Raw genomic sequence first — 22231 nt, 5'->3', positions numbered from 1 at the left:
CCTGTCCGTACGACGAAGGCCGGTTCCCGTGACGTGCGTCACATGGAACCGGCCTCGGGTCGTACGAGGGTGTCAGACGGAGGAGTCGTACGGGGATGTCGGACGAAGGTGTCAGACGCCCGCGTAGGAGTGCTTGCCGGTGACGAAGATGTTCACGCCGTAGTAGTTGAACAGCCAGCAGGCGAAGGCGATGAGCGCGATGTACGCGGCCTTGCGGCCCTTCCAGCCTGCCGTGGCGCGGGCGTGCAGGTAGCAGGCGTAGGCGACCCAGGTGATGAAGGACCAGGTCTCCTTGGGGTCCCAGCCCCAGTAGCGGCCCCACGCGTCGCCCGCCCAGATGGCACCCGCGATGATCGTGAACGTCCACAGCGGGAAGACGGCGGCGTTCACGCGGTACGAGAACTTGTCCAGCGACGCCGACGCGGGCAGCCGCTCCATGACGGACGTGGCGAAACGGCCGGGCTTCCCGCCGGTCGTCAGCTTGTTCTCGTACGAGTCCTTGAAGAGGTACAGGATCGTGCCGACCGCGCCCACGTAGAAGACGGCACCGCAGAAGATCGCGGTGGAGACGTGGATGTAGAGCCAGTACGAGTGGAGGGCGGGAACCAACTGGTCGCTGGCGGTGTACAAGACAGTGACGGCGAGACCGAGATCGAGGAGGACCGTGGTCACCAGGAAGAGGCCCATCCAGCGGACGTTCTTCTTCATCGCGAGCAGCGCGAGGTACACACCGACGGCGACGGTGGAGAAGGTGATGTTGAACTCGTACATGTTGCCCCACGGCGCCCGCTGCACCGACAGAGCCCGTGTGAGCACCCCGCCGAACGCGATGAGGAAGGCGAGCACGGTCAGGGACACGGCGATACGCCCGTAGAGGTCCCCCTGCTCGTCCCCGCCGTGCGCACCGGGCCCGTCCGGCACGTCCCGGGAGCCGGGGGCGGCCCGCGTGACGACCTTGGGCCGTTCCAGTACGGCGGTTCCGCCCGCGTTCTTCACGGTGACCGCGGGAGCCGCCGCCTTCTTGGCGCCCTTGTCCGCGGTCAGCGCGGCGGCCGTCCGGCCGACCTTGCTGCGGCTGCCGAAGAGCCATTCGGCGATGTACGCGAAGAAGGCCAGCGTGTAGACGGCCATCGCGGAGTAGATCAGCGTGTTGCTGAGGTTCGCGAGGTTTTCGTTGGTCGCGGCGGCGAGCTCGGTTGCGGCGGCGAGAGTCACTTGGTCTCAGCCCCTTCGGCGGCAGGTACGGCGGGGGGTTCGGGGGTGGAGGTCTTTGCTTCCGGCTCCGGGTCCGGCTCCGACTTGGCGTCGGTGTCGGCGCTGGTGCCCGTGTCGGCGTCGGTCTCCGGGGTGTCGTCCGGTGTGTCCGGTGCGCCCGGCGCCAGGTCGTACAGGATTCCGGCCATGTCGCCCAGTTCCTCCGGGACCTTGGCGGACTCGCTGCGGCCGAGGCCGGCCATCTCGACGACGGTGACGCCGTCGGGACCGGCGGTGGCGCGGACCCAGACGCGGCGGCGCTGGATGAAGAGGGAGGCGGCGAGGCCGAAGATGGCGGTGAGGGCTCCGGCGAGGGCCCAGCCGGAGCCGGGCTGCTCGGTGACCTGGAAGCCGGCCCACTCCTTGATGTCCTTCTCGAAGGTGATCGAGCCGGCGCCGTTGGGGAGCTTCATGGTCTCGCCGGGCTTCAGGTTCTCCCTGAGCTGCTTGCCCTTGGAGTCCTTGAAGCCCTTCATGTTCTTCTTGTCGAGCTGGTACACGCTCTGCGGGAGGCCCGAGTCCACACCGAGGTCGCCGTGGAAGGCCTCCAGGTTCAGCACCGGGTTGAGCAGCGCGGGGAACTGCGAGACCACCGCGGTGTTCGCCCCGCCGTACGCCGGAAGGAAGAAGGCCCGGAAGCCGAGCTGGTCCTTCTTACCCTGGGCGTCGCGGTAGCCGTCCATGACCTTGATCGCACCGGTGGAGGTGACGTTGGAGTCGAGCGGCAGCAGCGGCACGGCCTGGCTGTAGACGACGTCGCCCTTGCCGTCCCGGACGGTGACGACGGGCGCGTACCCGTGGCTGACGAGGTAGACCTTCGTGCCGGCGATGTCGAGCGGCTCGTTGACCTTGATCGTCCGCTGCTTCTCCTTGCCGTCGGAGCCCTCGCTGTAGGTGACATGGGACTCGTACGTGCGCGGGGTGCCCTTGTTGGGCCCGCTCGGCTCGTACGTACCCCTGAAGTTGTCCAGGACGAAGCTGAACGGCTCCAGGTCGTCCGTGCTGAAGAGGCTCCCGGACTTGAAGTCGTCGTACTGCGTGAGGGTGTTGGCGAAGCCGTCGCCCTCGACGATCAGCTTGTTGCCCTCGTACTTGAAGAGCTGGCCCCAGGCGAAGGCGATCAGCATCACGATCAGCGCGATGTGGAAGGCGAGGTTGCCGACTTCCCGGAGGTAGCCCTTCTCGGCGGCGACGGCGTCCCCGGCGGCATCCGCGCGAAAGCGCCGCCGCTTCAGCAGCTTCAGGGCCTCCTCGCGGACGGCCTCCGGCGCGGCCTCGGTGCGCCATGTCGTGTACGCGGGCAGCCGGTTCAGCCGTCGGGGGGCGCCCGGCGGCCTGCCGCGCAGCTGGCCCACGAACTGCCAGGTGCGGGGCACGATGCAGCCGATGAGCGAGATGAACAGCAGGATGTAGATCGCCGAGAACCACGCCGAGCTGTAGACGTTGAAGAGGCCGAGCTTCTCGTAGATCGGCCCCAGGGTCTCGTGCCGGCCCATGAAGTCGGCGACCTTGGTCTCGTCCTGGCCCGTCTGCGGGATCAGGGACCCGGGGATCGCGCCGAGCGACAGCAGGAAGAGCAGGATCAGCGCGACCCGCATGGAGGTCAGCTGCCGCCAGAACCAGCGCGCCCAGCCGACAATCTCGCGGCCGGTCCACGCCAGCCATCCCGCGGCGCCGGGGGCGCGCACACCGCCGAAGGAGCCCGGTACGACGGTGTCGCGGGGCGCGGTGGACAGCTGAGCCCCGGCCGCGCCGAGCTCGCCCGCGTCCCGCGCCGCGGCGGTGTCCGTCGCGGCGGTGTCGTTCTCCTGACCGGTCGTCCCACCGGCCGCCTCACCGGTCCGCACGTCCGTGTCCCGTGTCGTGCTCATCGATCAGACCCCTACCGTGAAGCCGTCGGACCAGCCCTGCATCTCCTGCACGATGCTGTCCCACGCGCCGGTCAGCAGCAGCAGACCGGTCGCGATCATCATTCCGCCGCCGACGCGCATGACCCACACGTAGTGGCGCTTGACCCAGCCGAAGGCACCGAGCGCCTTGCGGAAGGCCACGGCCGCGGCGACGAAGGGCACGCCCAGACCGACGCAGTACGCGACCGTCAGTATGGCCCCACGCCCAGCGCTCGCCTGGTCGAAGGCGAGCGCGTTCACGGACGCGAGCGTCGGTCCGATGCAGGGCGTCCAGCCGATCCCGAAGAGCGCGCCGAGCACCGGGGCCCCGACGAGACCGGCCACCGGCCGCTTGTGGAAGCGGAATTCACGCTGGGTGAGCCAGGGCATCAGGCCCAGGAAGAAGATGCCCATGGCGATCATGAGCCCGCCGAGCACCTTGGAGAGGACGCTCTGGTGCTCCTGCAGCGTCGACCCGAAGTACCCGAAGAGGGCGCCGCCGGAGACGAACACGGCGGAGAAGCCGAGCACGAAGAGCGAGGCGCCCGCCACCATCCGCCCGCGCTTGGCGTCACCCAGATCGGTGCCGCCGACGCCGGTGACGTACGACAGATAACCGGGCACGAGCGGCAGTACGCACGGTGAGAAGAAGGAGACGAGTCCGCCGAGCACGGCGATCGGGATGGCGAGCACCAGCGCCCCGGTGAGGACGGTCTGGTTGGGGTCGGTGCCCGCGGCTACGAGAAGAGACACGAGCCGTCACTTCTCCGCGAGGATCGGCTTGAGCATCTTGCGCAGGCTCGCCTCGCTGAGCGCCGACAGCGAGCGGGAGGCGACCTTGCCGTCCCGGTCGAGCACGAGCGTGGAGGGGATCGTCTGCGGGTTGAGCGTGCCCTTCTTGAAGCGGAGCATCAGCTTGCCCGTCGGGTCGTACAGGCTCGGGTATGTGACGCCGTGTGCCTTCTCGAAGGCGATCGCCGGACTGGTGCTGGTGTCGCGGGTGTTGATGCCGACGAACTGCACGCCCTGGTCCTTGAGGTCCTCGGAGACCTTGACGAAGTTCTTCGCCTCCAGGCGGCACGGGCCGCACCAGGAGCCCCAGACGTTCAGGACGACGATCTTGCCCTGGTAGTCGGCGACGTCGAGCTGCTTGCCGTCTATGGTCTTGCCCGACAGATCGGGAGCCGCGACCCGGCTGCCCTTCTCGACCGTCGCGATGCCGTCGGAGCCGGTGACGAAGCCGGTGTTGCCGCTCCCGCCGGACTTGCCCCCGGAGCCGCACGCGGACAGCAGCAGCGCCGCGACGACGGCCCCGCCGGTCAGCAGGACGGCGCGGCCATGACTACGGCCGCGGCTGTGGCTGCGACTACGGCCGTGGGCCCGGTTCGTACGGTTCGTGCGCTGAGGGGTCCGGATCGAGCGCTGGGGGGCGCGGCTGGCGGCACTCATGTGAAAAGTTTCGCATGTCCGTTCCGAGGATCTTGCCCACCCCCCTCGCAGGCGGAAACCCGCACGTCAGACGCCATTTCGGGCACTGGCCCCGGTGGCCGTCAGGCGGCCTTGTCCGAGCCCTTCTCCGACCCGTTCGAGGAGTTCGTGCCGACTTCGCCGAGGAATCCGTTCCAGCCACCGACCGGTTCCTGCCCCACACCGAGGGACCGCAGCTTCTCCAGGACGGCCGGGTCCTGCGCGTCGAGCCAGTCCACGAACTGGCGGAACGACACCAGGCGTACGTCCTTCTTGCCGGCGATGTGCTTCAGCGCGCCCTCGACGGCATCCATGTAGATGCCGCCGTTCCACTCCTCGAAGTGGTTGCCGATGAAGAAGGGGGCGCGATTCGTCTCGTATGCCCGCTTGAAGCCAGCTATGTACGACTTGGTCGCCTGCTCGCGCCAGGCCGGGTAGTTGGCGGGCGGCGCCTGTGTCGAGTTGACCGACTGGTTGGCGAGGATGTTGTAGTCCATCGAGAGGACCTCGAAGGTGTGGCCGGGGAAGGGGATCGCCTGGAGCGGCAGGTCCCAGAGGCCGCCGTTCTTCGTGGGCCAGACCTGGGTGCCGCCGGGCGAGGAGGCGTCGTAGCGCCAGCCGAGCTCGCGGGCGGTGGGCAGCAGGTTGCTCTGGCCGAGCAGACAGGGCGTACGGCCGCCGATGAGTTCCTTCTCGTAGTCGAAGGGCAGCGCGGGTACCTCGGCCTCGCTCCAGCCCGTGTTCGTACGCCATTCCTTCACGAAGGACTTCGCCTGGGCTATCTCGCTCTTCCACTGGGCGGGCGTCCAGTTGCCGACGGTGCCGCTGCCGCCGCAGAAGTGGCCGTTGAAGTGCGTGCCTATCTCGTGACCGTCGAGCCAGGCCCGTCGGACGTTCTTGAGCGTCGACTTGATGTGGTCGTCCGTCAGATAACCGATGTCGGACGCGCCCGGCGCGTTGTTCGGCGGGAGGTACTTGCGCTTTTTCGACTCGGGCAGCAGATAGAGCCCGGAGAGAAAGAACGTCATGCTCGCGTCGTGCTCTTCGGAGAGTTTCAGGAATCGCTCGAAGAGGCCGTTGCCGACGTCGCCCGCGCCGTCCCAGGAAAAGACGACGAACTGCGGCGGGGTCTCGCCGGGTTCGAGACGCCGGGGCTTACCGGGCTGCTTCGGCTGCTTCCCGGTGAAGGAGGTGGAACCGTCACCGATGGGGCGTACGGGGTGGTCGCCACGCTTGTTTCCGCCGTTGCCACGGTTTCCGGAACCCCCGACCCCGCCGGAGCCGTCTCCCAGTGCGGTACCGCAGCCCGCGAGTCCCATCGCGGCGGCGGCCCCGGCCCCGAGCCCCAGCGCTCCCCTTCGGCTGATGTCGCGCATTCCGCCCCCATCCGTCGTGCCCTGTGCCCATGTCGAATGGACACCGGGTTAGAGGGCACGACGAACACGGGGGTTCCCGGTCACACGCACATATTTCGGTGACTATCCGAAGATGAACCTGTAACGGACAGACCGGAACGCGACAGACGGATTTACCCGTCTGGACAAGACTGGGTCCCACCATTCAGGGGCGCGGGGCCGTGACATTTGCGGCTACGCCGCGATGGGGGTCCCCCCGCTCGAACGAAGCCGAGAGTGGGGGCGCGACAAGCCCCCACCGACCCGCACGTCACATACCGGCCCGCACGGAGTGCCTACGCCCCGAAGGCCTTGGACTTGCCCTTCACCGGCTTGGCCCCCGCAAGGAGATGCGCGGGCACGAGATCCCGCGCGGGCTCGCTGTAGCCGACGGACACGATCTTGTCGCCCTGGTACGTGAAGGTGGTCAACGACGCCAACGTGCACTGCCGCTTCCGCGGGTCGTGCCACAACCGCCGCCGCTCCACATAGGACCGCACGATCCAGATCGGCAACTGATGGCTGACGCACACGGCCTCGTGCCCGCGAGCCGCGTCCTTCGCGGCGTCGAGCGCCCCCATCATCCGTACGACCTGGTCCACGTACGGCTCGCCCCAGGACGGCTTGAACGGGTTGACGAGGTGTTTCCAGTTCTCGGGCCGGCGCAGCGCACCGTCCCCGACGCCGAAGGTCTTGCCCTGGAAAATGTTCTCGGCCTCGATCAGCCGGCCGTCGGTCGCGAGCTCGAGGCCGTGCGACTTGGCGATCGGCGTGGCCGTCTCCTGCGCCCGCTCCAGCGGCGAGGAGACGACATGGGTGATGTCCCGGGAGGCGAGGTGCTCGGCGACCCGCTCGGCCATCTGCTGCCCGAGCTCGGACAGGCGGTAGCCCGGGAGCCGCCCGTACAGAACCCCGTCCGGGTTGGCGACCTCGCCGTGCCTCATCACGTGTACGACGGTGATGTCACTCATGCTGCCGTGGCCTCCGCTGCTGCCCGTGCCGCCGCCGGAAGGGCGTCGGCGATCCGCTGAACCGCCCGTTCGTCGTGCGCCGTCGACACGAACCAGGACTCGAACGAGGACGGCGGCAGGTACACGCCCTGCGCCAGCATCGAGTGGAAGAAGGCGGTGAAGCGGTACGACTCCTGCGCCTTCGCGTCCTCGTAATTACGTACGTCTGCCTCGGTGAAGAAGACGGAGAACATGTTGGACGCGTTCTGCAGCCGGTGCACCACACCTTCCTTGGTGAGGGCGTCCGTAACGAGCGTACGGATCTGCTCGGACACCGCGTCGACCTTCACGTACGCGGCGTCGTCGAGCAGCCGCAGCTGCGCGAGCCCGGCGGCGGTCGCGACCGGGTTCCCGGACAGGGTGCCCGCCTGGTAGACGGGCCCGGCGGGCGCGAGGTACGCCATGACATCCCGCCGCCCGCCGAACGCGGCGGCCGGGAAGCCGCCTCCCATGACCTTGCCGAAGGTCATGAGGTCGGGGGTGACGCCGTCGACGCCGTACCAACCGGCTTTGCTGGTCCGGAAGCCGGTCATGACCTCGTCGGAGATGAACAGCGCGCCACCCTCGGCACAGATGTCCTTGAGCCCTTGGTTGAACCCGGGCCCGGGCGGCACCACGCCCATATTCCCGGGCGAAGCTTCCGTAATAACGCAGGCGATCTCACCGGGATGGGCCCGGAAGGCCTCGCGCACGGCGTCGAGATCGTTGTACGGCAGGACGATGGTGTCCCCGGCCTGGGCGCCGGTGACGCCCGGGGTGTCGGGAAGCCCGAAGGTGGCGACGCCGGAGCCGGCCGCGGCGAGCAGCGCGTCCACGTGCCCGTGGTAGCAGCCGGCGAACTTCACGACCTTTGCGCGTCCGGTGAACCCGCGGGCCAGCCGGATCGCGGACATGGTGGCCTCGGTCCCGCTGGACACGAGCCGCACCTGCTCCAGGGGCTCGATCCGCGCGACCATCTCCTCGGCGAGCGCGACCTCGCCCTCCCCCGGCGTACCGAAGGAGGTGCCTCGGGACACGGCCTCCTGGACCGCCGCGATCACCTCGGGACGGGAATGGCCGAGGATCATCGGCCCCCAGGAACAGACCAGGTCCACGTACTCCCTCCCGTCGGCGTCCGTCAGGTAGGGACCGGTGCCGGACACCATGAACCGGGGCGTACCACCCACGGCCCGGAACGCGCGGACCGGAGAGTTCACGCCACCGGGCGTGACGGCCGCCGCACGGTCGAAAAGGGTCTGCGAGACCGGCGCCTCATAGGGGTACGGGACCGCCGCCCCCGCCTCGGGGGACGCGCCGCCGGAGATGTTGTTCGCCTCTGCCATGTACTTCAGCGTACGGCCCGGGGCAGAGCCGGGCCGGGCCGCCCCGGCTCTGCCCGGGGGTCTCCGACCACAAGGACTCCCGCCCGAACCCCCCACTCCGGATGCCCGATTTCACCGATATCTGCTAATCGGCTCGGGAACGGTATACCCTGCTGTGACGCGATACCGCGCGCCGCTCCACTCTTCGTTGGTCACCGCGAGCGCGAACTACCTAGACTCCCTGAAGGTGCCGTTCTCGGGGATAGTTGACTTCACACGTGTGGGGTCGGTCCACGGCGACGGACAAGTGTTTCAACGCACGTTTCGGCGGGCGGTCGTGGGGGAGGTCACTCTCACGATGATCGGGTTGCGTGGCGGGGGTCGCGCGCCTTGGAAAAGCAGTCGGGTGGAGATATGCATCGCGGTGGCGGACTGGGCGAGGGGACCGATGACCTGGGTCCTCGGCGTGCCCGGCGGGGGAAGCACCGACGCGAGGCGGAAGCGGCCGAGACACGTCAGGCACAGGGATCGCAGGGCGACTCTGAGCGGATCGACCCGTCGAGCCGTATGGACGGTATGGACTACACAGACCGCGGGGCGGACCAGCTCAGGGCAGGAAGCGGGAATGGTGGCCGGGTGGGGGTGACGTACAAATACTTCGGAGCCCCGGACGGCGCGACCGCCGCTCGCGTTCCGATCTCCATGAGGCCCGAAGAACTCGGCGGCGACGAGCTCGGCATGAACGGCATGTTCACCAAGATCAAGCCGGAGACGATGGCCGCGATGGTCCTCACCGGCATAGAGGGCATACCTCTGCACAAGGTGCCCCCGCTGGAACTCGTCGTCCTCCACCCCGACTACGCCGTCGTCAAGCTCCCCATGACCGTCGTCGACCCCCTCCGCGGCATCGGCGAGGAGGCCGTGGGCGCGGCAGCCTTCATCTGGTCCACGGTCCCGGACCGCGGCGGCCCCCGAGACGCGTACAACGTGTACCAGCTGCTGCACGAGTGGCAGGACTTCAGCCATCGGCTGCATGAGGCGGGGCATCAGCCGTACTGCTTGGTGTGGCCCTGACCTGATCCCTGATCCGGGTTTCCTGCGAGTCGGGCGGAGCTTTCGGGCTCCGCCCTCGTCATGTCCGGGAGCGGGCGTCGGGCGGCCGGAGCGCCCGAGGGCGCATGAATATGGCGGGCCACAGGTGTTGCGAGCGCATGGGGCTGGGCGAGGGCACTGAAGCGCCCTCGCCCACGCGTGTCTGTCGGCCCCCTTCAGCCCCGCAACGGCCGCGTCAGGCGGACAAGCACCCCCGCCACCAGTCCCGTCTGCGCCGCCACCGTGTCCGGGTAGATGAACTCGCCCTGGGCGTGGGCGCCGTCGCCGACCGCGCCCATGCCGCAGAGGACCGGGAGGCCGAGTGCGGCGACGAAGTTGGCGTCGCTGGCGCCGCCGACGGCGGTGTCGGGCAGGGAGTCGCGGCCCTGATCGAGGGCGACCTCGCGGGCGAGGGCGAGGAGTGGGGCGGAGGCGGCGTTGAGGGTCATCGGGGGGCGGTTCCAGGCGTGGTCGATCTCGATGCGGACGCGGGGGTCGCTCACCTTGATGGCGTCCAGCTCCTCATCCACACGGGCCTGTTCGGCCTCGCTGCTGACCCGGATGTCGACGCCCGCGGTGGCCTGTCCGGCGACGACGTTGATGGCCGAACCGCCCCTGAAGAGGCCGGTGTTGATCGTCGTGCCCCGGTCGGGCGCGGCGACCTTCGCCGCGGCGACCACGAACTCCGACAGCGCGGTGATCGCGCTCGCCCCGTCCTGCGGCGCGAGCCCGGCGTGTGCCTCGACGCCGGTGGCCGTGACCTGGAAGATCCCGGTGCCCTTGCGGGCGGTCTTGACCGCGCCGTGGGCGGTCGGCTCCAGCACCAGCGTGACGTCGGCCTTCTGCGCGGCCTCCTCGATCACCGGGCGCGAGGACAGCGAGCCGATCTCCTCGTCGCCGTTGAAGAGGAAGGTGACGGTGGGCAGCGGCGCGCCGCTCTCCCGGGCCAGCTTCAGGGCCCAGATCCCTTGGGCCAGGCCGGTCTTCATGTCGAAGATGCCCGGCCCGCCGAGCTTCTCCCGCCCGTCCTCGGAGGCCCCCGGCTGCTCCCATCCCGCGAGCGTCCCGGTCGGCCACACGGTGTCGTAGTGGCCGACGAGCAGGACGTGCCCGGCACCGGGACCGGTGCCGGTCCCGACGTACGTCAGAGTCAGCGTGTCCCCGCACTCGCCGCCCGGGTAGCGGTGCTCGTGGTCCGGCTGCCCGAGCCGCTGGACCGTCAGTTCGCGCAGGAGGTCCAGGCCCGCCGCGAGTCCGGGCAGGTCGTAGCTGCTGGTCTCCTGGCGTACGAGGGTCAGGATGTCGTCGACGATCCGCGACGACACCTCCTGGGCTCGGGTGGTGAGGGCGGCGGCTGCGGGTGCGGGTGATGCGGTCATCGTCTTCTTTCTCGTGTTTCTCGTACGGGGGTGGGGCGGCACTCCCTGGCGGAGGGCGCGGTGGCGGAAGGTGCGGTCAGCCGACGCCGAAGGGGATGCCCAGCAGGTACCAGGCCACGAAGAACGCGACCCAGACGACCCAGACGACGGCGGCGATCGGGATCGTGAAGGAGGCCAGCGTGCCGATGCCCGCGGACTTGCGGTACTGCTGGATGAAGCCCAGGGCCATCACGAAGTACGGGCTCATCGGGGTGACGCAGTTGGTGACCGAGTCGGCGACGCGGTAGACGGCCTGGGTCGTCTCGGGCTCGATGCCGATGAGCATCAGCATGGGTACGAGGACGGGGGCGGCCAGGGCCCACAGTGCGGAACCGCTCGTGATGACGAGGTTCATGAAGGTGATCAGCACGGCGATGCCGACCAGTACGGTCCAGCCGTCCATGTCCAGTTCGCGCAGGGTCTCCGCGCCCTTGACGGCGAGGATGTTGCCGATGTTCGTCCACTTGAAGTAGGCGAGGAACTGGGAGATCGCGAAGAACAGGACGAGGATCGGCGCCATCGAACGGGTGCCGTCGACCATCGCGGTGATGATGTCGCCGGCGGCGGAGAAGCTCCCCGTCATCCGGCCGTAGACGGTGCCGAGCACGGCGAAGAACACGCCCAGGACGAGCGCCATCCCCCCGATCAGCGGGGACTCGACGATGCCGCCGCCCTCGCCGCGCAGCGGTGAGGACGCGGGGATCATGGCCACCACCAGGAACGCGGCGAAGCCGAGGGCGACCAGCCCGGTCACGCGCAGCGCGCGGCGCTGCTGCTCGGTGACCTCGATCTCCTCCAGCTCGTCGGCGTCGAGCGCGGCGACCGGCTCGTCGGGCTCCAGGTCCGCGCGGCGGGCGAGGACCTTGTCGACGACGAGGGTGATCACCAGGGCCACCAGGACCGACGAGCCGAGCCCGAAGAAGTAGTTGGCCACCGGGGTGACGACGTAGTCCGCGTCGATGGTGTGGGCGGCGGCCGTGGATATCCCGGACAGCAGGACGTCGGTCGTGGTGAGCGACGGGGAGGCGTCGTAGCCGGCGGCGATCGAGACGTACGCGACGACGCAGCCGAGCACGGGACTGCGCCCCGCCGCACGGAAGACCAGGGCACCGAGCGGGATGAGGGTGACGTAGGCGGCGTCACCGGCGACATGGCTGACCATGGCCGTCATCGACAGCGCGAAGGTCAGGTACTTGCCCGGCACCCGCGCGACCATGCGGCGCAGCAGGGCGGAGAACAGTCCGCTCCGCTCGGCGACGGCGATGCCGAACATCACGGTGAGGATGGTGGCCAGCGGAGGGAAGGCCGCGAAGTTCTCGACGGCGCCCTCGACGGCCATGGTGAGGCCGGCCTTGCTGAGCAGGTTCTGCACGTCGATGGTCTCGTGCGTGCCGGGGTGGACGGCGCTGACACCGATCGCCGCCAGCACGGCACTGAGGACGGCGACGACCCCCGCGAGGATCCAGAACAGCCAGAACGGGTTGGGGAGTCTGTTCCCGACCTTCTCGATCGCCGCGAAACTCCGGAACGCGGCACGCAGGGCTCTCGACCGGGGCTCGGTCGGCTGTGGCTGGGCAGAGGTGGCACTCATCGGTACCTCTTCGTGCTTTTGAGGGATGTTCCCGCGAACAATGGCATTCAGATGAGAGATTCTCTATACCCTGGATGTAACGGTGGGATTAATCGGCAGTCTAAGGTGGGGCGCTATGACCCGCCCTCTCCTCGACGAGCTCGACCGGCGCCTCATCGGGGCACTCCACCTGGCACCCCGGGCCACCTGGGACGACATCGGCGCGATCCTGTCCGCCGACGCCGGCACACTGAAGCGCCGTTACGACCGGCTGCACGAGGCCCGGATGGTCCGCGTGATCGGGCAGGCCGACTGGGGCATGCACTCCACCGCGATGCCGGTCCACGTCTTCCTGGACATCACCGGCGAGACCCCGCTGGCCGTCCTGGACCGCCTCCGGAACCTGCCCCACCTCCAGCTCCTGGCACAGATCTCGGGCGACTACCCGCTCTACGCCGTCGTGCACGCCCCCTCCGACACGGCCACCAGCGAGGCGATCGACCGGATGTTCTCCGTCCCCGGCGTCCGCCGCGTCAAGGCCCTGCCCGCGCTCAGCACCCTGCGCCGGGGCATCACCTGGGACCCGCAGTTCCTGACCGACACCGAACGGGCCGGCCTGCTCGAACTCACCGGCACCCGCACCGAGGGCACCGCGACCGCGACGCCCCCCGCCAAGCCGCTCAGCGAGGCCGAACGCACCGTCGTCGCCCAGCTGCTCCAGGACAGCCGGGCCTCCGCCGCGAGCATCGGCCGGGCCGCGGGCCTGGCCACCTCCACCGCACACCGGGTCGTCCGCCGGGTCCTCGACGAACAGTGGGTCAAGCCACGCCTGGAGATCGTGTCGGACTGGCTGGGCTTCCAGACCCCCTTCGTACTCCGGCTGCGGATCGCGCCCGGCGAGACCCCCGACGTCATGCGCCGCATCGACCGGCTCCCGCAGACCCGGCTCGCCGCCCACGTGGCCAGCGACATGTCCGTCCTCGCCACCGGCCTGGTCACCGACCGCTCCGCCCTGGCGCTCTTCATCGACAACGAACTCGCCCGGATCCCCGGCATTCTCGGCGTCAGCGTCGACGTCATGCTCGCCGAACCGCGCCGCTACTGGCTGGACCGCGACCTCACCTCGGGCCTCGGCACGTTCCACGCACCGACCCTGCTCTGAGGCGCCGAAGACACCGAGACACCTGAGGCGCCCGAGACACCGCCCGACACCAGGCACCACCGGGCGGCACCGGGCGGCGCCAAGCCCCCCTCCCCGCCCCTTTGCCCTGTCTTTGCGGCACCATCGCCCGAATCCACTTGCGTAAGTCAATCAATCCTGCATATCGTTGAGTAAGTCAAGCAAATCCGCAGTCCCCTTCCGACGGAGGCAGCACGATGTCCGACGCCCTTGTCCGATCCGGTGAGGTCGGGGATTCCGCCCCGCCCAGGTCGAACGCCGTGGTGGCGGTCCTGGCCTTCGCCGGAATCGTCGTCTCGCTGATGCAGACCCTGGTGATCCCGATCGTCCCGGAGCTGCCGAAGTACCTGGACGCCTCGGCGTCGAACGCCGCCTGGGCGGTGACCGCCACCCTGCTGGCCGCCGCCGTCGCGACCCCGGTCGTCGGGCGCCTGGGCGACATGTTCGGCAAGCGGCGGATGCTGCTGGTCAGCATCGTCCTGCTGGTCAGCGGCTCGGTGGTGGCCGCGTTCAGCGACTCGCTGGTCCCGATGATCGTCGGCCGGGCACTGCAGGGCCTGGCGGCCGGTGTCGTCCCGCTCGGCATCAGCGTCATGCGTGACGTACTGCCCTCCGAGCGGCTCGCCGGCTCCACCGCGATGATGAGCGCCTCGCTGGGCGTGGGCGGCGCGCTGGGTCTGCCCTCCGCCGCGTTCATCGCCGACAACTACGACTGGCACGTGCTGTTCTGGGTCTCCGCGGTACTCGGTGCCGTCGCCTTCGTGCTCGTCCTGACGATCGTGCCCGAGTCGAAGGTGCGGACCGGCGGGCGCTTCGACCTGGTCGGCTCGCTCGGTCTGTCGGCCGCGCTGGTCTCCCTGCTGCTGGCCATCTCCAAGGGCGCCGACTGGGGCTGGGGCAGCGGCACGACCCTCGGCCTGTTCGCCGTCGCGGCCGTCGTACTGGTGGCGTGGGGCTTCTACGAGCTGCGTACGTCCCAGCCGCTGGTGGATCTGCGGACCACCGCCCGCCGGCAGGTGCTGTTCACCAACCTCGCCTCGATCGCGTTCGGCTTCTCGATGTTCGCGATGTCGCTGGTGCTTCCGCAGCTGCTCCAACTGCCCGAGCAGACCGGCTACGGCCTCGGCAAGTCCATGATGACCGTCGGCCTGGTGCTGGCCCCGCAGGGTCTGGTGATGATGGCGATGGCGCCGGTCTCCGCCGCGATCACCAAAACCAGGGGCCCGAAGATCACCCTCATGACGGGTGCCGTCATCGTCGCCGCCGGCTACGGCCTGAACATCCTGCTGATGTCCGAGGTCTGGCACCTCATCCTGGTCTCCTGCGTCATCGGCGCCGGCGTCGGCTTCGCCTACGGCGCGATGCCCGCGCTGATCATGGGCGCCGTGCCCGCGTCCGAGACGGCCGCCGCCAACAGCCTCAACACCCTGATGCGGTCCATCGGTACGTCGTTCGCGAGCGCCGTCGCCGGTGTCGTACTGGCGCAGATGACCACGGACTTCGGCTCGTTCGCCCTGCCGTCCGAGAACGGTTTCAAGGTGGTCATGGCGATCGGTGCGGGTGCGGCGCTGCTGGCGCTGGTTCTCGCCGCGTTCCTGCCGCGGCAGCGGACCGCCGCGCAGGCCGTGTCCCCGGCCGGGGACACGGACGACAGCGGTCAGGCCGAGGTCACGGAGGTGGCCGGAGTGAAGTCGTAACGCCCCCGGGCCTTTCAAGCCCCCAGGCGGTCGCCTCCCACGGGAGGCGACCGCCTGGGTTCGTACGGGATGCGGTCAGGGCTTGCGGCCCAGTCCCCCGTGCTGGCCGATCGGCGTCGGGGCCGTGTCCGACTTCTCCGGGTGCCACAGCGGGACCGAGACGACCCCGGGCTCGACGAGTTCGAGGCCCTCGAAGAACGCCTCGATCTGGGAGACGGGACGCAGGAAGTACGGGACCGCGCCGGTCTCGTTGTAGCCGTCCTGGGCCGCCTCGTACGCCGGGTCGGTGCCGCGGGAGCCGTCGTTGATGCACAGGTAGCTGCCCGACGGGAGGCCGTCCACGAGGGCGCGTACGAGGGTGCGCGCCCGGTCGTAGTCCGCGACGTGGCCGAGGATGCCGCTGAGGATCAGGGCGGTCGGGCGGGAGAGGTCCAGGGTCCGGGCGGCCTCCGCCAGGATGAGGTCCGGCTCGTAGAGGCTGGAGTCCACGTAGTCCGTGGCCCCCTCCTTCGACGAGGTCAGCAGGACGCGCGCGTGGGCGAGGACCAGCGGGTCGTTGTCGACGTAGACGATCCTGGACTCCGGCGCGATGCGCTGGGCGACCTCGTGGGTGTTGTCCACGGTCGGCAGGCCCGTACCGACGTCCAGGAACTGCCGGACGCCCGCCTCCTCCACCAGATGACGGATGCTGCGGCCGAGGAAGGCGCGGCTGCTGCGGGCGATGGTCACGATGCCGGGGAAGACGGCGGTGTACGCGTCCCCGGCCTCCTCGTCCACGGGGTAGTTGTCCTTGCCACCCAGCCAGTAGTTCCAGATCCGCGCCGAGTGCGGCACGGAGGTGTCGATTCTCTGCCTCGCCGCCGGGCCGGTCGAGCTCTCGTGGTCGGTCATGGGCACCGTCTTCTCATCCAAGGCGTGTACGGACACGCACAAACATAAGGTTCAAGATTCACCGATCAAGGTCCAATCTCCAAGATACGTACGGCATTTCGCACTTCGAGCGCCGACCCTGGTACCGGGGTCGCGCGCGGGGCGGTCGCACGGCCGTGTGCTGCCCCTCCGGACCGGCCGGCGGGGCGTGTGATGATGGCGGGAGTCGTGGAGAGATGCGGGGGTGGGCGACCATGACCAGCCGGTTGCTGATGCCGTACCGGAGCGCCGGACGCGCTGCGCGGTCGGACGTACGGCGGGGGTCCCGGCCACCGGAGGTACGGGGTTCGACGCGGGCCACCGAGATCCTCGACTGGACGGATCCGGGCGTCACGGCCCTGGTGAACCGGGTGCGGGGGCGGGCCTCCGCGTCCGAGACGCTGCGTGTGGCGCACGGGATCATCGCGCGGGAGATCCGGCCGGTGTACTCCGTGGAGGACCGGCGGCGGGTCTCGACGACGCTGCGGCTGGGGCGCGGTTCGTGCAGTCAGCGGATGGCGGTCCTCGAGGCGGTCGCCCGTGCCGTGGGCATCCGTACGCGGGTACGGGGCCTGCTCGTCGACGGCGTCTTCTGGTATCCGCGGTTCCCCCGGCTGAAGCCGCTGGTGCCCGAGCAGGTGCTGCTGGCCTGGCCGGAGTTCCGGCTGGAGGGCGCGTGGGTGCCGATCGGCGAGCTGTTCGGGAAGGCCGGCGGCGACGGCGCGTTCACCAACCGGGGCGGTGAGACCCTCTTCGACGCGGTGGCCCGTACGACGGTCGACTGGGGCGGTGCGACTGCCTGCGGCGCCACCGGTGGGGGCTGCGATCTGTCGGCCCAGGTCCGGACGGACCTCGGTCACTTCGACTCCCGCGACGCGCTCTTCGCCCAGCAGGGCCAGACGTTGTGCTTCGCGGCGCGCGCGGTGTCGGAGCCGGTGCTGGGGCGGTGGAGCGCGGGCTCCTGAATGTCTCCGGTCGGCACGTGACTCATCGGGTGCGGGTCGGTCGGTGCTGGGTGCGCAGTTCCCCACGCCCCTAAAGACGAAAGGCCGGGGCGATGGCCCCGGCCTTTAAGGGGCGGGGAACCGCGCGGCCAGCACCCCACCCACCCGCACCCGTCGAACAAGCCACGGCTCAAGCGGCCAGCGAAACCGCCCCGACCGCCGGTGTCCGCAGCGCCCGCCGAGCTGTGACCAGGCTGGTGACGAGCACCGCCGCCGCCGCGACCCCCACGATCCCGAACCAGATCCCCAGGCCTTCGTCCGGAAGGACCGAGTCCGTGCGGACCATCGTGAAGGGGATGATCCCGGCGAGCCCGGCGGCCGTGCCGAAGAAGACGCCCGTCACCGTGAGGACGAGGGACTCGATGCCGATCATGCCGAGGACCTGACCCGGGGTCGCCCCGGCCAGCCGCTGCTGGCCGAACTCCCGGCGCCGGTAGGTCGTCGCCGCGTACAGCGAGTTGATCAGCATGATGCAGGAGAAGACCACGATGATGCCGACGACCACGAGGTTCAGGGTTTCGAGGTTCTTGGCGTCGATGGACTTCGGGACTCCGGAGGCGTCGATGGCGTCGTTCTCGACGGCCTGCATGTAGAGGGTCGCCGTCGCCATGCCGGTGAAGAGGATCAGCGGCATGAGGACCCCGGACAGCTGCGCGGCACGCTCCCGCATGGTGCGTACGGCGAGATAGCCGCTCGGGCCCGTCAGCGGAAGCCGGTCGAGCAGGGCCTTCAGCAGCTTCGGCGAGAGCAGTGCGAAGCCGACCGCGAGCAGGATCGCGCCGTACGCGGCCGGTGCCATCAGCGCGGCGGCGGTCGAGGAGAACGCGAAGGTGGAGCAGACCGACAGGCCGCCGAGGATGAGGGAGGCACGGGCGAAGAACGTCCGTCCCCTGCCGCGGGGGCCGGTCTTCCGGGTGGCCCGGCGGACCGCGAGGAACGCCGCGCCCGCCGCCGCGAGGACCGTGATGTCGATGCCGGAGAGCAGCGCGACGGTCCCGAAGGTGTAGTCGACGGACTCGGCGACCTGCCCGCTGTCCTGGAAGAGGTCGAGCAGCAGCCGTCCGCCGAGCATCGCGGGACCGATCGCCAGCAGCGCGCCGACCAGGGCGACGGCCACCGACTCCCCCACGACCATCCGCTTGATCTGTGCGGGGGTCGCGCCCGAGCAGCGCAACAGCTCGATCTCGGCGGAGCGCTGACGGACGTTCACCGTCAGGGTGGAGGCGACGGCGAAGAACACCAGGAGGGTGCCGTAGCCGCCGACGACGCCCGCCGCGGTGGAGAGGCTCTCCGCGCTGGTGGCGTCGACGCCCTTCGCGCCCGCCGTGTCGTGCATCGAGTTGAAGGTCATGATGATCGCCGCGCCCAGGAAGGCGGACAGCAGCGTCGCGCCGAAACGACCGGGGCGCCGGCGGATGGAGCGCAGGGCCAGAGCGAACATGACGGTCACACCCCCGCCATCACGTCGTCGCCGAGGTGCGCGAGGCGCTCGGCCACCGCGTCCACGGTCGGCCGGTGCATCTCACCGGCGAGCCTGCCGTCCGCGAGGAACAGCACCGAGTCGGCGTACGAGGCCGCCACCGGGTCGTGGGTCACCATGACGACCGTACGGCCGTGGACCCGTACCGCCTCCTGGAGGAGCCGCAGGACGTCCCGCGCGCTGCGGGTGTCTAGGGCGCCGGTCGGCTCGTCCGCGAAGATCACGCTCGGCTCGGTGACCAGGGCGCGGGCGATGGCGACGCGCTGGCGCTGGCCGCCGGAGAGCTGGTCGGGCCGGTGGCCGAGGCGGTCGCCGAGGCCGACGGCGGTGAGGATCTCCGCCACCCGGGCCCGGTCGACGCGGCGGCGGGCGAGCTTGAGCGGCAGGATCGTGTTCTGGGCGACGGTGAGGGTGTCCAGCAGGTTGTACTGCTGGAAGACGAAGCCGATCCGGTTGCGCCGGAACTTCGTCAGTTCGGCCTCGGTGCCGCCGGTCATCTCGGCGCCGTCGACCACGACGATGCCGCTGTCGGGCCGGTCGAGTCCGGCCGCGCACTGCAGCAGCGTGGACTTGCCGGAGCCCGAGGGCCCCATCACCGCGGTGAACGTGCCGCGCGGCAGGGCGAGCGTCACCCCGTCGAGGGCGGTCACCGCGTTCTCCTCACCCCCGTAGGTCTTGGTGACCTTGACCAGCCGCAGTGCCTCGGCGGCGGGGCCCGTGCCGTGCTCGTGGTTGCGTCGATCGGTTCGGCGAAACATCGTCATCAGCCTCCGTCGGGCACCGTCCGTGCCCCCCTGTCGGGCACTTCCTGTGCCCTGCCGAAGACGCTACGGAGAAGGCGGGGCAGGCACATTGGGCGCAGAACCCGTATCGGGGGGTGTACTCAGCGACACCTCCCCCGACGGGAAATCCCGGTCCCGCCGAGGACAAACCCCGGTTGTGAAGGGAATCCCCGGCTCAGCACCCCCCGGAACAGCGGACTTGTAGGTGGCATGACCACACTCATGCGTGCCCTTTGCCTCCGCTTCGCCGCCCGTACGCCTCCGCTTGCTTGCATCGACGGCATGGACCACATCACGTTCCTTGTGGCCGTCGTCATCGTCACGGCCCTCGCCTTCGACTTCACCAACGGCTTCCACGACACGGCGAACGCGATGGCGACGTCCATCGCCACCGGCGCGCTGAAGCCCAGAACGGCGGTCCTGATCAGCGGCGTACTGAACGTCGTCGGCGCGTTCCTGTCCACCGAGGTCGCCAAGACGATCTCCGGCGGGATCGTGGACGACACCCTGGTGACACCGGGCATGATCTTCGCCGGTCTGGTCGGCGCGATCCTGTGGAACCTGGCGACCTGGCTGCTCGGGCTGCCGTCGAGCTCCTCGCACGCGCTGTTCGGCGGTCTCATCGGGGCCGTCTGGGTGGGCGCGGGCGAGCACGGTGTGCACTTCGACAAGGTCGTCGAGAAGGTCCTGCTCCCGGCGGTCGCCTCGCCGTTGATCGCCGGTGTGGCCGCGCTCATCGCCACGTACCTCGCGTACCGGATCACCGCACGGGCCCGGCAGAAGACGGTGACGAAGGGGTTCCGGCTCGGGCAGATCGCCTCGGCGTCCCTGGTCTCGCTCGCGCACGGCACCAACGACGCGCAGAAGACGATGGGCGTCATCACGCTCACGCTGATCTCGGCCGGGGCCCTCGGTCACGACGCCGGGCCGCCCCTGTGGGTGATCGCGTCGGCCGGTCTCGCGATCGGCCTGGGTACGTATCTCGGCGGCTGGCGGATCATCCGGACGATGGGCAAGGGGCTGACCGACATCCAGTCGCCGCAGGGCTTCGCCGCGGAGGCCGCCTCCACGACGGTGATCCTGACCTCCGCGCACCTCGGGTTCGCGCTGTCGACCACGCAGGTGTGCTCCGGCGGCATCCTCGGTGCGGGCCTGGGCAGGCGTCTCGCCGAGGTGCGGTGGGGTACGGCGGGGCGGATGGTGGTGGCGTGGCTGGTGACGCTTCCCGCCGCCGCGCTGGTCGGCGGCCTCTCCGCGAGCGTGGTGACGCACGGCGGGAACTTCGGCATCGTGGTGATCGCACTCCTCGCGCTCGCCGTCGCCACCTTCATCGTGGTCATGTCGCGCCGCAACCCGGTGCACGCGTCCAACGTCAACGAGACCCACGAGGTCAGCGTCCGCGGCGCGGCACCGGCAGAGGTCGGCACCGCCGCCTGAGCAGGGTCACGGAGACCGGGAAGAGCCGAAGAGCCGGGAAGAGCAAGGAGAGTACGAACGATGCAGCTGGACTGGAGCGCCCTCGGCGAGGTCGCCGCGGTGAGTACCGGAGTCACGGTCGGAGTGGTCGTCGTCTTCGCCCTCGGCGTGCTGGGCCTGGCCCGCGCCGAAGCCGCGCGGGAGGGCGACGGGGGCACCGACCCGGTGGGGCTCGGCGTGGCCGGGCTGTGTTTCCTGGCGTGCGCGAGCGTGGTGGCGTACGGGATCCATCTGATCGTGCCGCAGTTCCACTGATCCTCCCGGGGAGTAGAGATGACCGAGCTGCTGAGTGACATGCGCGTCGACTACACCGACCATGACGACCCGGTGCTGATCCGCCCCGACGGCAGCGCGGTGGACACCTGGCGGGAGAACTACCCGTACGCGCAGCGCATGGAGCGCGGCGAGTACGACTGGCACAAGCGGCTGCAGCAGATCGAGCTGCTGAAGCTGCAGAGCTGGATCAAGGAGACCGGGCGCCGGCTCGTCGTCGTCTTCGAGGGGCGGGACGCGGCCGGCAAGGGCGGCACGATCAAGCGTTTCACCGAGCACCTCAATCCGCGCGGTGCCCGGGTGGTGGCCCTGGAGAAGCCGACGGAGCGCGAGCAGGGACAGTGGTACTTCCAGCGGTACGTCGAGCATCTGCCGACCGCCGGGGAGATCGTGCTCTTCGACCGGTCCTGGTACAACCGGGCCGGGGTGGAGCGGGTGATGGGCTTCTGCACGGGCGACGAGTACCGGCGCTTCATGCGACAGACGCCCGCCTTCGAGCGGATGCTCGTCGACGACGGCGTGGACCTGGTGAAGTTCTGGTTCTCGGTGTCGCAGGGCGAGCAGCGCACCCGGTTCACCATCCGGCAGGTCGATCCCGTACGGCAGTGGAAGCTCAGCCCCATGGACCTCGCGTCCCTCGACCTCTGGGACGACTACACCGCCGCCAAGGTCGCCATGTTCCGCGAGACGGACACCGAGCAGGCCCCGTGGACCGTGGTGAAGAGCAACGACAAGAAGCGGGCCCGCGTGGAGGCCATGCGCAGTGTGCTGGCCCGCTTCGACTACACGGGCAAGGACGACGAGGTCGTCGGAAAGCCGGACCCGCGGGTGGTCGGCGCGGCGGCGACCCTCCTGGAGGCGGGCGAGGACGACGAGTTGCAGGAGGGCTGGTAGGGGGCTCGCGGAGGAACGCTCGGCCGGGCGCCAGGAGGGGCTCGCGGAGGAGCACTTGGGGCAGGCAGTGGTCCGAAGGCGTACGCGGACGTCTCAGCCCCCACTGCCCCCGTCGCCCCCGCTCACCGTGAACCCGATCGC

At 69.7% G+C, this 22231-nt stretch carries 19 protein-coding genes; 7 read left to right on the top strand and 12 right to left on the bottom strand.

Annotation, left to right across the window (positions count from 1 at the left end):
* Positions 1-111: 111 nt before the first annotated feature.
* The 7 genes from ccsB to hemL form a co-directional block, all read right to left on the bottom strand.
* A complete protein-coding gene (gene ccsB / locus AOK17_RS05145) occupies positions 112-1215 on the bottom strand; it encodes a c-type cytochrome biogenesis protein CcsB (protein ID WP_055611095.1) in 1104 nt (367 codons plus the stop codon).
* Positions 1212-3125: a cytochrome c biogenesis protein ResB gene (gene resB / locus AOK17_RS05140; protein WP_079052800.1), complete on the bottom strand. Its 1914-nt coding sequence runs from the start codon at positions 3123-3125 to the stop codon at positions 1212-1214. The genes ccsB and resB overlap by 4 nt, the downstream gene beginning before the upstream one ends.
* Before the next feature lie 3 nt (positions 3126-3128).
* Complete coding sequence (locus AOK17_RS05135; protein ID WP_055611094.1) at positions 3129-3896, bottom strand: cytochrome c biogenesis CcdA family protein; 768 nt, start codon at positions 3894-3896, stop codon at positions 3129-3131.
* Between the two features lie 6 nt (positions 3897-3902).
* Positions 3903-4592 (bottom strand): TlpA family protein disulfide reductase, encoded by a 690-nt coding sequence (locus AOK17_RS05130; RefSeq protein WP_055611093.1) that lies wholly within the window; start codon positions 4590-4592, stop codon positions 3903-3905.
* A 101-nt stretch (positions 4593-4693) separates the two neighbouring features.
* Positions 4694-5986, bottom strand: a complete 1293-nt coding sequence (locus AOK17_RS05125; protein ID WP_055611092.1) for a polysaccharide deacetylase family protein — start codon at positions 5984-5986, stop codon at positions 4694-4696.
* A 314-nt stretch (positions 5987-6300) separates the two neighbouring features.
* On the bottom strand, positions 6301-6975 hold the full coding sequence (locus tag AOK17_RS05120) for a histidine phosphatase family protein (RefSeq protein WP_055611091.1): 675 nt from the start codon (positions 6973-6975) through the stop codon (positions 6301-6303).
* Positions 6972-8336: a glutamate-1-semialdehyde 2,1-aminomutase gene (hemL, locus tag AOK17_RS05115; protein WP_055611090.1), complete on the bottom strand. Its 1365-nt coding sequence runs from the start codon at positions 8334-8336 to the stop codon at positions 6972-6974. The genes AOK17_RS05120 and hemL overlap by 4 nt, the downstream gene beginning before the upstream one ends.
* A gap of 393 nt (positions 8337-8729) precedes the next feature.
* Here hemL and AOK17_RS05110 point away from each other — a divergent pair, with 393 nt between their 5' ends.
* Positions 8730-9389, top strand: a complete 660-nt coding sequence (locus AOK17_RS05110; protein ID WP_206190679.1) for a hypothetical protein — start codon at positions 8730-8732, stop codon at positions 9387-9389.
* 194 nt (positions 9390-9583) lie between these two features.
* Here AOK17_RS05110 and AOK17_RS05105 read toward each other — a convergent pair whose 3' ends face one another.
* Positions 9584-10786: a M20 family metallopeptidase gene (locus AOK17_RS05105; RefSeq protein ID WP_055611088.1), complete on the bottom strand. Its 1203-nt coding sequence runs from the start codon at positions 10784-10786 to the stop codon at positions 9584-9586.
* Positions 10787-10862: 76 nt separating this feature from the next.
* Positions 10863-12416, bottom strand: a complete 1554-nt coding sequence (locus AOK17_RS05100) for an AbgT family transporter (RefSeq protein WP_055611087.1) — start codon at positions 12414-12416, stop codon at positions 10863-10865.
* 115 nt (positions 12417-12531) lie between these two features.
* On the opposite strand from AOK17_RS05100, the gene AOK17_RS05095 reads away from it, so the two are divergent.
* Together AOK17_RS05095 and AOK17_RS05090 are read left to right on the top strand one after the other, a co-directional pair.
* Positions 12532-13557 carry an Lrp/AsnC family transcriptional regulator gene (locus AOK17_RS05095; RefSeq protein ID WP_055611086.1) on the top strand — a complete coding sequence of 342 codons (1026 nt, stop codon included), beginning with the start codon at positions 12532-12534 and terminating at the stop codon, positions 13555-13557.
* 215 nt (positions 13558-13772) lie between these two features.
* Complete coding sequence (locus tag AOK17_RS05090) at positions 13773-15272, top strand: MFS transporter (RefSeq protein ID WP_055611085.1); 1500 nt, start codon at positions 13773-13775, stop codon at positions 15270-15272.
* A 75-nt stretch (positions 15273-15347) separates the two neighbouring features.
* Here the strand turns inward: AOK17_RS05090 and AOK17_RS05085 are convergent, their stop codons facing one another.
* A complete protein-coding gene (locus tag AOK17_RS05085) occupies positions 15348-16163 on the bottom strand; it encodes an SAM-dependent methyltransferase (RefSeq protein WP_055611084.1) in 816 nt (271 codons plus the stop codon).
* 233 nt (positions 16164-16396) lie between these two features.
* Between AOK17_RS05085 and AOK17_RS05080 the strand changes: the two genes are divergently transcribed.
* Positions 16397-17146, top strand: a complete 750-nt coding sequence (locus tag AOK17_RS05080) for a transglutaminase domain-containing protein (protein ID WP_055611083.1) — start codon at positions 16397-16399, stop codon at positions 17144-17146.
* 169 nt (positions 17147-17315) lie between these two features.
* Here the strand turns inward: AOK17_RS05080 and AOK17_RS05075 are convergent, their stop codons facing one another.
* Positions 17316-18626: an ABC transporter permease gene (locus tag AOK17_RS05075; protein WP_055611102.1), complete on the bottom strand. Its 1311-nt coding sequence runs from the start codon at positions 18624-18626 to the stop codon at positions 17316-17318.
* 5 nt (positions 18627-18631) lie between these two features.
* Positions 18632-19429 (bottom strand): ABC transporter ATP-binding protein, encoded by a 798-nt coding sequence (locus tag AOK17_RS05070; protein WP_055611082.1) that lies wholly within the window; start codon positions 19427-19429, stop codon positions 18632-18634.
* Between the two features lie 300 nt (positions 19430-19729).
* On the opposite strand from AOK17_RS05070, the gene AOK17_RS05065 reads away from it, so the two are divergent.
* From AOK17_RS05065 to ppk2, 3 genes are read left to right on the top strand one after another with little or no spacing between them, the layout of a single operon-like run.
* Positions 19730-20884, top strand: a complete 1155-nt coding sequence (locus tag AOK17_RS05065) for an inorganic phosphate transporter (protein WP_055611081.1) — start codon at positions 19730-19732, stop codon at positions 20882-20884.
* Between the two features lie 60 nt (positions 20885-20944).
* Positions 20945-21178 (top strand): hypothetical protein, encoded by a 234-nt coding sequence (locus tag AOK17_RS05060; protein WP_055611080.1) that lies wholly within the window; start codon positions 20945-20947, stop codon positions 21176-21178.
* 18 nt (positions 21179-21196) lie between these two features.
* Positions 21197-22090, top strand: a complete 894-nt coding sequence (gene ppk2 / locus AOK17_RS05055; protein WP_055611079.1) for a polyphosphate kinase 2 — start codon at positions 21197-21199, stop codon at positions 22088-22090.
* The last annotated feature ends 141 nt before the right edge of the window (positions 22091-22231 follow it).

This window comes from Streptomyces phaeochromogenes, assembly GCF_001418655.1.
GTDB lineage: Bacteria > Actinomycetota > Actinomycetes > Streptomycetales > Streptomycetaceae > Streptomyces > Streptomyces phaeochromogenes.
This window is presented reverse-complemented; position numbering and strand designations above follow the sequence as displayed.